The following is a 12,791-nucleotide window of genomic DNA, read 5'->3' on the forward strand; positions in this document are numbered from 1 at the left end:
CTCCTAGTTTCGTGATATTTCAGCCATGGTGCTAATTAATTCTGTAGCCCAAGATTGAAAAAGGCCGAACAGTTGTGATTCTCCTTTTAACTGGAGAATAATTTTATCTAGTTGTAATTGAATTTCTTTTGAGGAATAGCGCCATTGTCTCTGTTGGTTAGTTAGAATAGTTACCTTTGATTCCAAAATGACTGGTTCCATTACAAGCGACTGTTCTAAAATAAATTTCTCTAACCACAGTTGTTGTTGTTCGAAATATAACCAACCTTCTGTTGATAACGCTTCATTCGTTAAGAAAGGCAAATACAATAGATGGCTTAAGTGCCGAATCTCATAAATTGTTTCTTTTGATAAATGTTCTTGTTTTTGTGAGGAGGCCTTCACTGAATGAACCTCAGAAAGCAATGGGTTTGTTGAAGAGAAGCTGCTATTAATCCGATGCTCGCGTAGATAGCTTTTGGCGGCTGGCGTCAGAAAACTGCCTACAGGAAACACAAAATCCGTGCCATCTTCTAGTTCTTTTTTAAGCCTTTTGTTGCGAAGCATATCTTCTGTAATAACTGTCATAACACCCCTCCTCAATGAAAGTTTAGGACAGAAGTAATGAACCTACCTCTGCCCCAAAAAATCAAAATTATAATTCAGTTGTTGCGTGTGGTAAAATAGCGTCTACTTCTGTATGTGGACGTGGAATTACATGGACAGATAATAATTCACCAACACGTTCTGCTGCAGCAGCACCAGCATCTGTTGCTGCTTTTACAGCACCAACGTCACCGCGAACCATTACTGTAACTAAACCGCCACCGACTTGTTCTTTTCCAATTAAAGTAACGTTTGCCGCTTTCACCATTGCATCGGCTGCTTCAACAGCACCTACTAAACCACGAGTTTCGATCATTCCTAAAGCATTTGTACTTGACATTATAATTTCCTCCTAAGATGTATGTTTTATTTTTAAAAATTTGGGACAATTATCAATTTGACTTAGGTCCCAAACCCTAAATCCAATAATTTATTTGTTTTACTCTTACTCGCTCGTTTCTTGTTAGTTTAAGCGAGCTAAAACTTGAGCTACCACGGCATTTACTAGTTCTTCTTGATTGGTTGTTTCGCAAGAAGTAGCCACAGATGTGGTTGATGTTTGACCAAATTCTTGACGAATCTCTTCTAAATCACGCACGCCATATGCAACACGACGTAAATTGAACAGATTTTCAACCCCAATATTATCAGAAGTTGAGCTGCCACCAACTGCGCCACAACCAAGTGTTAATGCTGGCACTAAGTTAGTTGAAGCACCAATTCCGCCAAGTGTACCAGAGGTGTTAACAAGCAAACGAGAGACGGGTTTTCTTAAGCCAAATTCACGAATGACTTCTTTGTTTTCTGTGTGAATACCCATCGTATGACCCGCACCTTCACCTTTCAAAATTTCAATTGATAACGCGCAAGCTGCTTCCCAGTTTTCAACTGTATAGAAAGCAATAATCGGTGCCAATTTTTCTCTTGAAAATGGATATTTCAAGCCTACATGTGTTTCCTCGGCAACAATTAAGCGGCGATCTTTTGGAATAGATAAACCAACTAATGAAGCAATATGTTGAACGGAACGACCCACGATTTGCGGGTTCATTGTACCGTTTGGTCGTAAAATAAATTTAGCTAATTTGTCGGCTTCGGCTGGACTTAAGAAATACGCGCCCTGCTTAATTAACTCTTCTTTGACCGCTTCACGGTTGACAGTTTCAACAATAATTGATTGTTCCGATGCACAAATTGTACCGTTATCGAAAGTTTTTGAATCCATTATTTGTTTCACTGCATGAGGAACATTTGCGCTTCGTTCGATGTAGGCTGGTCCATTACCAGGCCCAACACCGATTGCTGGTGTTCCAGAAGAGTACGCTGCTTTAACCATTGCGTTTCCACCAGTAGCTAAAATTAAATTTGTTTCTTTATTTTTCATTAATTCGCTGGTCGCTTGCATGGTTGGCGTTTTGATGACCGAGACACAACCTTCTGGTGCCCCTGCAGCAATAGCCGCTTTTTGGATAATTTCTACTGTTTCAATAATCGATTTCAACGCATTGGGATGTGGTGAAAAAACAATGCTGTTGGCAGCTTTTAATGAAATTAATGCTTTGTAAATGACTGTTGATGTCGGGTTGGTAGAAGGAATTAATCCTGCAATTACACCAACTGGGACAGCAATTTCAGTGACTTTTTTGGCAGCATCATCATGGATCACACCAACTGTAGCTTTGTCCTTCATTTCGTCATATACTACTTTTGAAGCGAAAGCATTTTTGATGATTTTATCTTCATAGATACCAAATCCTGTTTCTTCATTGGCCATTTTCGCTAACTTTTCTCGTTGGTTAAACGTAGCCTCTGAAACTGCTTGGACAATCGCATCGATTTGTTTTTGCGAAAATGTTGCTAATACTTGCTGTGCCTCTTTGGCTTTTCTGATTAAATTTCTTGTTTCTTGGATGGAACGTAAGTCTTTATCTACTAATTCCACTCGTCTTCACTTCTTTCTATTTCCGCCATGATTGCTTGAATTAAAGCTTCTTTATTGGCAAATTTAATCTCACTTTTCTTTAAACTACTTAGGTTCATTTTGTAGGCTTGTTTGCGTAAATCAACCACGCGTTGTGTTTCTAATTTTTGGCGTATGCCAGTGTGTTCTTCCGAATCTGGTGTTTCAATCTCTTCTTCAATTACTTCTACTTGTTCCATCGGTTCAGGTGCTGATTTGGGTTCTGGATCTGATAAAATCACTTCCGTTTGAGCATCAACCCGTGAGATCACATGATGAGCAATTAAACAATTTAATTCTTTAGCTACTTCCGTTCCTACTTCAACGGCAGCTTGAACCGCGGCAACGTCACCAATCAGTTCCACAGTTGTTAAACCGCCATTAATAATTTCAGCTTTTAACAAAGTAACGTCGGCGGCTTTCAATGCCGCATCGGCCACACTAATGGCACCTAAAAATCCTTTGACTTCGACCATTCCTAATGCTTTCATTCAGGTCACATCCTTAATAACTCAACGGATTGTCAGCGATATTTTGAATGACTTGTTCAAACGCACTGCAAGCAGCTTTACATGCAGATTGACTACCTGTCAATAAGGCACCGCCAAAGTTCGTTTCAGAAGGTGGGCCATAAAAGACACCCATTTGAACATCGGCAGCTTTCATTGCTGCATCTAAGCCAACCATTGCTTCTAGCGGTGGTGCAATCAGATAAGCAATCGCTTCACCTTCAGGAATATTCGCTTGTTCAGATAAAAAGCTACCCGTTCTTGATACTACATGTGCAAAATAAACAATACTGTCATCTTCGTTAGCACTATAGAAGCTGGCTTCTTCTTCAATGACTTGCGTAATGACACTCAAGCCACTATTGACTTCAGCAGGACTCGGACCAGCAATAATGCCAATCACTTCACCGGCTAATTTGGTTGAAGCATTTGCTGCGCCAGCATACATACTTTTACCGTAAACTACAGTAACATCGGCGGCTTTGGTTGCTTCATCTAATGCAACATAAGTGACATCATCACAATCGGAAGTAACAATTCCTAATGAGCGATGTTCTGGTTTCAATGATAATTCTTTTGCTAATGCCGGATCGACATTGGGAATGACTTTCATACTTAGGACATTTGCGCCTAGACGATCATTTTTCATGAGAAATCCTCCTTTATTCAGCTTCTTTTAAATCAATACCAGATTTTTTCTTGTCTAACATTTTTTTGATAATTTCGGCAATGTAGGCCCCTGCTTCAACAGCCGGTGTCCCACCTTTGTGAATATTTGAAATAACTGTCCGCCGTGCTTCTGGCATACCGACAGTTGGTTTGTAAGCAATGTAGGCACTCATAGATTCAGCTGTTACTAAACCAGGACGTTCGCCAACTAGCAAGCAAACAACATCAGCGTCAGTGATTTCACCAATTTTATCCATTGCTGGCACGCGACAATATTTAACAAAAACTACATTGTCGAAATCTAAGTTGTACATGTTTAATCCTTGTTTAATTGCTGGTAGGACTTCTTTAATATTCGCTTCGATAGCAGCTGAACTAAGGCCATCCCCTACGACCATTTGGATTTTGGCTTTTGGTGTCGTATTTTTCCGAATGATTTCACTATTTTCTTCATCAAATTGACGACCATAATCTGGACGTGTTAAATATTCATCTTTACTGTTACAGATTGTTTTTGTAGAAATAAAATTCATTTCTTTTACCAAGTCTTCGCTTACGTCTGAAAAGACCGCATCTTGTGCTGCCGCATGGTCCGCTCGGAAACGTAATGTTGAACTAGTCATATAACGCGTCCCTGCACGACCAACGCCTAAACGAGCTGGCGAGAAAGCTTTCATTTTTAATAGTGCTTCAGGATCTACGGCATTTTTCAATAGTAATTGTTTACGTAAATCTACTTCAGTAATGTCAGGAATTAGGCCTTCTTCAATTTCTGTCGTTTCAGTGACATGTGTTGTGACTGGTTTTTCTTCAGCAGTCACAGTGGCAGTCGAAACCGCTTGATTGTCAGCGACCATTTCTGTTAAAATTCCGGCAATCATTTCTTTTAATTCTTTTTCGTTCATTTGTATTCTCACCTCGTTTATTTAATAAATACAGATGCATCGCCAGCGCGACTTGTTAATTTTCCGTTTTCCATTAAGCCCATTTTTTCCATCCATTCTTCAAATTCTTTAATTGGACGTAAGCCTAATGTTTCACGAATCGTCGCAGTTTCATGGAACCCAGTTGTTTGATAATTTAACATGACATCATCGCCATGAGGAATCCCCATGATATACGTACAACCAGCTGTTGCTAATAACATTGCTAAGTTTTCCATATCATTTTGATCAGCTTTCATATGGTTGGTGTAGCAGACATCACAACCCATTGAAATTCCAGTTAATTTGCCCATGAAATGATCTTCTAAACCAGCGCGGATGACTTGTTTTGAATCGTAAAGATATTCTGGTCCAATAAAGCCGACAACGGTATTTACAATATACGGATCAAATTTTTTGGCTAAGCCATAACAACGCGCTTCCATTGTCACTTGGTCTGCGCCAAAGTTCGCTTCAGAAGAAAGTTCTGAGCCTTGACCTGTTTCAAAATACATCACATTAGGACCAGCTGCTTGACCACTGTGAAGCGCTAAATCTTGTGCTTCAGCTAAAATTTCTGCATTTAAACCAAATGCTGTGTTCCCTTTTTCTGAACCAGCGATGGATTGAAAGACTAAGCCAGTTGGCGCGCCTTGACGCATGGCTTCCATTTGTGTCGTTACGTGAGCAAGCACGCAAGTTTGTGTTGGAATTTCCCATTCGCTACGGAACTCTTCAAATTTGTTTAAGATCCGTTTAACACTTTCTGTAGAATCATCAACAGGATTCAAACCAATTAAGGCATCACCGGCGCCATAAGAAAGACCTTCCATAACTGATGCCATAATGCCATCGACATTATCGGTTGGATGGTTCGGCTGTAAACGATTTGAAAAAGTTCCGGGACGGCCAATTGTTGTGTTGGCGGTTTTTTCAATATTGATTTTTTTTGCGCCAACAATTAGATCCATGTTGGACATTAATTTACAGACAGCAGCAATCATTTCAGAAGTGAGTCCACGGGAAATTCGTTTGATATCAAAATCGGTTGTTTCCGAAGATAAGATAAATTCGCGTAATTCTGCAACTGTCCAATGTTTAATACTTTCAAAAATTCGCATATTGACTTGGTCAATAATAATGCGTGTCACTTCGTCTTCGTCATAATCAACAACGGGATTGTTAAACAAGTCATTTAAAGACAATTCCGATAAAACGACTTTCGCTGCCACGCGTTCTTCGGCTGAATTAGCAGCTACGCCAGCTAACTTGTCGCCAGACTTTTCTTCATTGGCTTTGGCTAAGACTTCTTTAACGGATGTAAATTGATAGACTTTGCCAAATAGTTTGGTTTTTAAAATCATCTTTGTGTCGCTCCTTTTTAATTAAATACTAAGGTCTTAACAATGACTGGAAGGACGGCCCCTTCTGCCACTGGTAAGCCGATATCTACATAATCACCGTTTTCTACTTTGACCGAGTCAAGACAGATAAACGGATAGTCTTTTGGCAGATGGGCACTTAAGGCATGCCCTAAAGCTTTCGCCATGTCTTCATCCACCATAACAATAATGGGAATTTGTTCAGCAACTAAACTAGCTAATCCTTCCACAATCCCTTGACCATAGCGTTGAATATCAGCAAATGTTGGATTGCTCATGCCTCTAATTGCTAGGGCAATCTGGGGTGTTTCTTCAATACGATGCCAATTGAGTTTTTCTTGGATTCGCTGGCCTAATTCTGTCACAGTAAGGGTTTCATCCTCTTGCGCTAATTTTAGAATTGGGATATTTTTTACCGGCAAAATTTGCTCACGATAAGCGATCGTGCTTCCGCTAATTTCAGCAGTATGTGAACCTGCTCCGACGACCGTCGCTCGAATTGTTTCTGCGCTTTCTAAGACTTCTTTTTCCGAAAAAATCAGTGACTTTCTCAAGTATTTCCCTAAAAGTAAGCCGATGTCCCCATATTTAAAGAGATTCGTACTTGTCGTATTTAAGCAATCAGCCACACCACCAGAAAATGTTACAATTGGTAATTCCTCACCTTTTCGTAGTGGATGGTTGGTTACTAATAACTGGTAGAACGGACTTTGTGTCCCCAAGCCAATGCTATTTTCTAACACGGCAACTAATTCCGAAATAATTGGCAGTAAGTTTTGTTCGGTGGCTTGGTCACCAAGGTGCAAGGTTAGCCCTTTTTTATTTATAATTTCTTGAATTTTCGGAGCTATATAGGTGATTTTTTGTTGTTGATCTAATTTAATTAAGCGTCCGCCAATGTCAAAACAAGCCGTGTCAATCACTTCACCATCTTTAAAGACAGCTAAATTTGTCGTTCCACCACCAATATCTAAATTAACCACCGGTCGGCGTTTCGTCTCAGAATAGGTTTGAGCGCCAGCGCCTTTTCCGGCAATGATACTTTCTAAATCGGGACCAGCCGTAGCAACGACAAAATCACCTGCGTAGCCACTAAGTGCTCGTAGCACATTGTTGGCATTGCTTTTTCGAGCAGTTTCACCTGTGATAATTACCGCACCCATTTGAATATCTTGTTTATGAATGCCTGCTTGGCGATATTGCTCCGCTACAAACGCTTTGATAGGTTCTGCATCAATTTCTGATTGGTTAAGTAAGGGTGTAAAGATAATGTCACTTCGGTAAATGACTTTTTTATCAGAAATGCTGATACGTGGTACTGTAAACGCAGAGGCAAAATTTTCAACAGTTAATTCTGACAAGACTAATTGGGTTGTAGACGTCCCTAAATCAATCCCTACGGTTAAAAGTGTTTCCTTCGACATCGCCTGACTCGCCTCCTTTTGCATACAAAAAGGCACTTAAAGAATCGTTAGAAAATTTCTTTCTACTTTTCTTTAAGCGCCTTTGCTTAATCAATGAACAACATCACTGGTGTTCTGTTCGAAATAGAAACAGGTTTTAGTTCCCTGTTTATTGGATTCAATTGTAATTTTTCCTTTTAATTTATCTTTTACGTAGCTTTTGACAATCATCAAACCTAAACTGGTCTCGTTACTTTGATGAACGTCATATCCTTTACCATTATCTGTAACAGTAATGGTAATCATTTTATTATCTAATGTTCCACTAAGTTTAACAACGCCACTTGTTTGTGGCTCAAATGCATGATCAAAAATGTTTTGTAATAGTTCGTTGACAACAAGGGAAATGGTGACCATTTGTTCGCTAGAAACCATAATGGCTGGATCAACATCCATCATCATCTCAATGGGTTGTGCGCCTTGAAAAAGATGTCTAAAATTATACATCACTGCTTCCAATGTTTGCCGTAAAGCAACGTCATCTTTGACTTGTTTTGACAGCAATTCATGGGTGGCTGCAATCGCCATAATTCGATTGACACTTTCATGAAGGACTTTCTTTGCTTCGGGGCTTTGCGTTCGCCGTTCTTGAATACGCAATAAGGAAACCACCGATTGCAAGTTATTTTTAACACGATGATGAATTTCACGAATCGCAACAGATTTGGAAATAATTTCCGCTTCTTTTTCTTTAAATTCTGTATTGTCTTGAATAATCATAATCAGTTGTTCTTCTGATGCCAACCACACTTTCCGAACCTTAAAATAATAATTAAGGTAGGTCGTTTTGCTTTCAATTGGTTGATTACTCATTTTATATTTCATTTGATACAACACATATTCAAAAGTTGTATAATCAATGGACAAATTATCATAACTCATTCCAATGATATTGTCCCGATAACCAAGTTTGCGATAAAGCTCTTGTGCATTGTGATTGGTAATTAATAAGTGACCCGCCGCATCAAAAATCAAAACGGCTTCTGCCAATTGATCAATAAATAATGCGTCGACTTGACTAGTTGATTTCGCTACTTTTGCTAACTGGCAGTTATTTAGCTCCTCTTTTTGTAAGTCCGCTTGAATCTCTTCATCTGCCGCAATCTCGACAATAATGACACCAATCGTTCGATGTTCATTGCGAATGGGATAGATATTTTGCTTAATCAAACGATTTTCCTGAGTCACTGCTAACAAACCAATGCTATTTAAGCTAGTCTGCATGGTACGCAGAACACCAGGTTCATTTTTTAATAAAGCTTCCATCCCGACGACATCTCCGCTATATAAAGAAGTTGTCTTCGCAGGCGGCTTATGATAAACGACTAGTGCTTGCTGTGACATTTCCTTATACACATCAATAAAAACATCTGCACTTTGATAGAGTGTCGTCGAAGAAAGATAACGTGCTGTACGTTGTAATTCTTTAATGTCTGATTCTGAAAGATTGGTATATTGGTGACATAATTGCTCTAATCGTTTCATTTATTCATCATCCATTACAATCAATTCTGCAATTTCACTCATACGTGCGCGTTTGTTCATACTTAACGTACGCAACATTTGGTAGGCTTCTTCTTCCGATATATGATTTTCTTTTACAAGAATACCTTTGGCTTTTTCGATAATTTTACGTTCTTCTAATTTTAAACTTAATTTATCGATTTGATTTAGTAACAGCTGCGTTTGTTTGCCTCGTTCAATGCTCATTTCAATTGTAGGTATTAATGATTTTTCGTCTAGAGGTTTAACTAAATAACCCAGTGCACCTAATTTTTTAGCCTTGTCCGTATTTTGTACGTCACTGTATGCAGATAAAAAGACAATACTACTGGCTAGTTGGTCTTGAACAATTTTTTTACCTGCTTTTAGACCATCTAAAATTGGCATTTGAATGTCCATTAATACTAGGTCAGGTTGTGTTTTTTTACATACTTCAATTGCTTCAAAACCATCGGCCGCTTCACCGACTACTTCGTACCCTGCTTCTATCACAATATCACGAATATCGAGTCTCGTAATAGGTTCATCATCGACTATTACAATTCGTCCATCCATTTTCTTCACGCCCTTGTCCTTTCAACGCTATGTTCTGGTAATTTTACAAGTTACAGAAAAGTTTAAAATCTGTTGTAAACCTTCAATCACCGCTTGTAAGGCTGCTTCCACTGAGCTTACGTCACCAGAAATGACTACCGATCCAGAAAAACGATCAATAAAACCGATTTGGATATCTCCGCTTTTAGTCGCAATATCAACAGCGATAATTGCCGCTTCGCTCGGAGTGATTGTCAAAATACCTAGTGCATTGCTGGTGCCTTCTGGCAACCCTAATTTTGTATAAATTTCTTTATTAGGACTAGCAATGATGTGCGCTAACGTTACTTGTTTCCCAGGAACATATTCTTGAATCATTCGTTGTTTTTCTTCCAACCAGACTCGCTCCTTTAATTTAGCAAATAAAAAATCCTCAATAAAAAACGTAAAGGTTCCACTTTCGCTTTCTACTAAGGAGCTTCTTTGCTCTTAAATTTTGAAGCACGCCGTTGTGCTACCCACATTATATGTTATCGATTTCATCCTGTCAATCGCTTATAAGATAGAATTTAAAATTTTTGTCACTTCTGCTGCTGTTGGTTGGACAGGATTTGTTTTGGTGCAGCCATCCATCAATGCGCCTTCAGCTATTTTTGGGATCGCAGCTTGGACTTCTTCTTTTGGTAAACCATAGTCACTAAAAGTGGCAGGCATGTTTAATTTTTGACGGAGTTGCTTGATTTGTCGAATAAATTGTTGAACACCAATCCGTGCATTGGTTGTCTGTGTATCATTTAGACAATTTGCTAACTGCGCATAACGTTTAGCTGTTGGTTCGTTGGTGACTTTGCCATTCGCTAAGCCACTGTTATATGCAATGACTTCAGGTAAGAGCATTGCATTCATTCGTCCATGTGGCACATGTAAACGCGCACCGGCCGCATGAGCAATACCGTGATTCAAGCCTAACGAAGTAACATTAAACGCCATCCCTGCCATACATGAAGCTAAATGTATATTTTCACGGGCTTGTTGGTTGCTACCCTCATTAAAGGCTATTTCTAAATTGTCGAATACTAAGCGAACGACTTTTTCGCACAACGCATCTGAAATCGGATTTGCTTCTGTTGAAACATAAGCTTCAATAACATGCGTTAAGACGTCCATTCCTGTATCCGCTGTGATTTTTGGTGGCACACTCATCACTAAATTTGTATCTAAAATCGCAATTTCTGGTTGAATTTCATCTGTTACAAGCGGGATTTTGGTGCCAGTTTCAGCAACCGTAATCACTGAAAAATTCGTAACTTCTGAACCAGTTCCACTAGTTGTAGGAACCGCAATAAACTCAGCAATCTGAGTTTGCAAAGTACGTTTGCCAAAAAATTTCATTGCTTTGGCCGCATCAATAGCAGATCCCCCACCTAAAGCTAATATCGTATCTCCTTGAAATGTCGCTAACTGCTTAATTCCCGCAGCGATCTTATCAATTGGTGGATCGGGGATGATGTCACTAAAAATTTGCCATTCACTTTTTGTTAAATGCTTTGTCACTTCATTCACAAATCCAGAGTCAACCATGAATGGATCTGTGACAATGAAAACACGTCTATCATGAAGTGTTTCCAAATTGGCTAATGCGCCTTCTCCTACCCATAGTTCGGTAGGGAAATGAATTGTTTTCATCTCAATTCCTCCTTAATAAAATACAAAAAGACACTTCAAACAAACGAAAAATCATCTGTCTGAAGCGTCTTTGCTTCCTTATGTATACGCCATTGTACACGAAACCTTATCCATAGAGTACAACGCCTTTAATTAATTGTCAATAAAAAAAGGGAATATAGCAGTACGTCATTGTACCTGAAATCTCCTTCAACATTGAAAGACCAGCCCAAAATTCCCAAAAGCACTTCCTCGTGCCATTAATTGGATTAATACAAATATCTTGGGCTGGATTTTCAACACAAGCGTTGTTAAGAAACATCCTGTTTTGCCTCGAAACAGCATGCCCAATAATGAAAAAATGAAAAGACCTGACTTAAAAGCAACCTTGCTTCTTCACAGTGGCGGGACCGTGCCAGATTCTCACTGGCTTCCATTCATATTTTTCATAAAATATTCGTTTAATCTATCTGAAATTTACCATAAGTTTTTTAGAAAAGCAACTGTTTACAATCCATCTTCTTTAATTTTATGGAAAACCTTTTCGCTTCGTTCATAAAAAACATCAGGTCGTTGTGCTTGAACATTTAAATAGCGAGCCAACGCATAAAAATAATCTGATAAACGATTGGTAAAAATTAATACCTCTTCGTTAATTTTGGCTGTCCAATTTAAACGAACAATGATGCGTTCTGCGCGCCGTGCAATCGTCCGAGCCACATGAACCATACTGGCTGCTGGGGTTCCGCCAGGTAAAATAAAACGATCAATATCTGGTGATTGTGCAGTGTAGAAATCAATCCGCTGTTCTAGCCAATGCACACTTTCCTTTTGTAATTTAAATGGTCGTTGTGCTTCAATCGGTGTTGACAAATCTGTTCCCGCATCAAAAAGTAAATGTTGTAAAGCTTCTAGTTCTTCTTTAATTTCTTGATTTTCTTGTGGAAGTTGGCTGATAATATAGCCGACCCAAGAATTCAATTCATCAATCGTTCCATAACTTTCAACTCGATCAGAATCCTTAGCGACGGTTGAGCTGCCGACTAATTTCGTCATTCCCTTATCGCCAGTTTTTGTATAAATTTTCATTCTGCTTCATCCTCCTCTAAATAATCTACTAATTCTTGCAAGCCAATTTTTTCAACAGAAGAAATTTCAAAAATTCTTGTTGCACCCGCACTTTTTAATTGTTGCCGAACAATCTCTAACTGCTGAGAATCTTGTGCTAAATCAATCTTGGTTAAAATACCAATGATTTCTTTCGGGAAAATACTACCAAATCCTGGTGAAAAAACTTGTTGTGTTTCTACAGCACTTTGAACCAAACCAATCACATCTGCTTCTGCCGCTGTGACGTTTAACGCATTATAATATTGTCGATGCAAAATAAACTCGCCCGGTGTATCAATCATTTCTGTATGAAATTCCACCGCCTGTGTTTTATCATAAATTAATTCTTTGCCTTGCAGAGCTTGACATAACGTGGTTTTGCCACAACCGATAGCTCCCATTAAAATGATTCGTTTCATCGCTACCTCCATAAAAAAGGAGCCCAAAGCAAGTACCATCACGTACTTAGTCTTGGGCTCCTTTGCCGA

14 protein-coding genes and 1 riboswitch are annotated in these 12,791 nt (G+C 39.0%); all 14 genes read right to left on the reverse strand.

What is annotated here, in order from left to right; genetic code table 11:
- Positions 1–3: 3 nt before the first annotated feature.
- The 14 genes from IGM09_RS06590 to IGM09_RS06655 all read right to left on the reverse strand — a co-directional run bounded on the left by IGM09_RS06590 (position 4) and on the right by IGM09_RS06655 (position 12,722).
- Positions 4–567 (reverse strand): hypothetical protein, encoded by a 564-nt coding sequence (locus IGM09_RS06590; RefSeq protein WP_010775854.1) that lies wholly within the window; start codon positions 565–567, stop codon positions 4–6.
- Positions 568–634: 67 nt separating this feature from the next.
- On the reverse strand, positions 635–925 hold the full coding sequence (locus IGM09_RS06595; RefSeq protein WP_002357513.1) for a BMC domain-containing protein: 291 nt from the start codon (positions 923–925) through the stop codon (positions 635–637).
- A gap of 123 nt (positions 926–1,048) precedes the next feature.
- Positions 1,049–2,527 carry an acetaldehyde dehydrogenase (acetylating) gene (locus tag IGM09_RS06600; protein WP_002357511.1) on the reverse strand — a complete coding sequence of 493 codons (1,479 nt, stop codon included), beginning with the start codon at positions 2,525–2,527 and terminating at the stop codon, positions 1,049–1,051.
- On the reverse strand, positions 2,518–3,036 hold the full coding sequence (locus IGM09_RS06605) for a BMC domain-containing protein (RefSeq protein ID WP_002366723.1): 519 nt from the start codon (positions 3,034–3,036) through the stop codon (positions 2,518–2,520). Before IGM09_RS06605 ends, IGM09_RS06600 begins: the two co-directional genes overlap by 10 nt.
- 13 nt (positions 3,037–3,049) lie before the next feature.
- Positions 3,050–3,703 carry an ethanolamine utilization microcompartment protein EutL gene (gene eutL, locus IGM09_RS06610; protein WP_002357509.1) on the reverse strand — a complete coding sequence of 218 codons (654 nt, stop codon included), beginning with the start codon at positions 3,701–3,703 and terminating at the stop codon, positions 3,050–3,052.
- A gap of 13 nt (positions 3,704–3,716) precedes the next feature.
- The gene (gene eutC, locus IGM09_RS06615) at positions 3,717–4,628 is read right to left on the reverse strand and encodes an ethanolamine ammonia-lyase subunit EutC (RefSeq protein ID WP_002363986.1); all 912 of its coding nucleotides are present in this window, start codon (positions 4,626–4,628) and stop codon (positions 3,717–3,719) included.
- A gap of 17 nt (positions 4,629–4,645) precedes the next feature.
- Positions 4,646–6,010 (reverse strand): ethanolamine ammonia-lyase subunit EutB, encoded by a 1,365-nt coding sequence (locus IGM09_RS06620; protein ID WP_002357506.1) that lies wholly within the window; start codon positions 6,008–6,010, stop codon positions 4,646–4,648.
- Positions 6,011–6,027: 17 nt separating this feature from the next.
- Complete coding sequence (gene eutA / locus IGM09_RS06625; RefSeq protein ID WP_002420175.1) at positions 6,028–7,476, reverse strand: ethanolamine ammonia-lyase reactivating factor EutA; 1,449 nt, start codon at positions 7,474–7,476, stop codon at positions 6,028–6,030.
- A gap of 66 nt (positions 7,477–7,542) precedes the next feature.
- Complete coding sequence (locus IGM09_RS06630) at positions 7,543–8,976, reverse strand: sensor histidine kinase (protein ID WP_002357504.1); 1,434 nt, start codon at positions 8,974–8,976, stop codon at positions 7,543–7,545.
- Positions 8,977–9,549, reverse strand: coding sequence for an ANTAR domain-containing response regulator (locus IGM09_RS06635; protein ID WP_002357503.1), 573 nt, complete (start codon positions 9,547–9,549; stop codon positions 8,977–8,979). It lies immediately after the preceding gene.
- Between the two features lie 27 nt (positions 9,550–9,576).
- Complete coding sequence (gene eutS / locus IGM09_RS06640) at positions 9,577–9,924, reverse strand: ethanolamine utilization microcompartment protein EutS (protein ID WP_002345864.1); 348 nt, start codon at positions 9,922–9,924, stop codon at positions 9,577–9,579.
- 159 nt (positions 9,925–10,083) lie between these two features.
- Positions 10,084–11,214 (reverse strand): 1-propanol dehydrogenase PduQ, encoded by a 1,131-nt coding sequence (locus IGM09_RS06645; protein ID WP_033624980.1) that lies wholly within the window; start codon positions 11,212–11,214, stop codon positions 10,084–10,086.
- 292 nt (positions 11,215–11,506) lie between these two features.
- Positions 11,507–11,656, reverse strand: a riboswitch (adenosylcobalamin (AdoCbl) riboswitch).
- A 44-nt stretch (positions 11,657–11,700) separates the two neighbouring features.
- Entirely contained in the window at positions 11,701–12,282 is a 582-nt protein-coding gene (locus IGM09_RS06650; RefSeq protein WP_002360247.1) for a cob(I)yrinic acid a,c-diamide adenosyltransferase, read from the reverse strand.
- The gene (locus IGM09_RS06655; protein ID WP_002363995.1) at positions 12,279–12,722 is read right to left on the reverse strand and encodes a EutP/PduV family microcompartment system protein; all 444 of its coding nucleotides are present in this window, start codon (positions 12,720–12,722) and stop codon (positions 12,279–12,281) included. The genes IGM09_RS06650 and IGM09_RS06655 overlap by 4 nt, the downstream gene beginning before the upstream one ends.
- Positions 12,723–12,791: the final 69 nt, after the last annotated feature.

The sequence above is a fragment of the Enterococcus sp. DIV0167 genome, assembly GCF_050541555.1.
Classification (GTDB): Bacteria; Bacillota; Bacilli; order Lactobacillales; family Enterococcaceae; genus Enterococcus; species Enterococcus faecalis.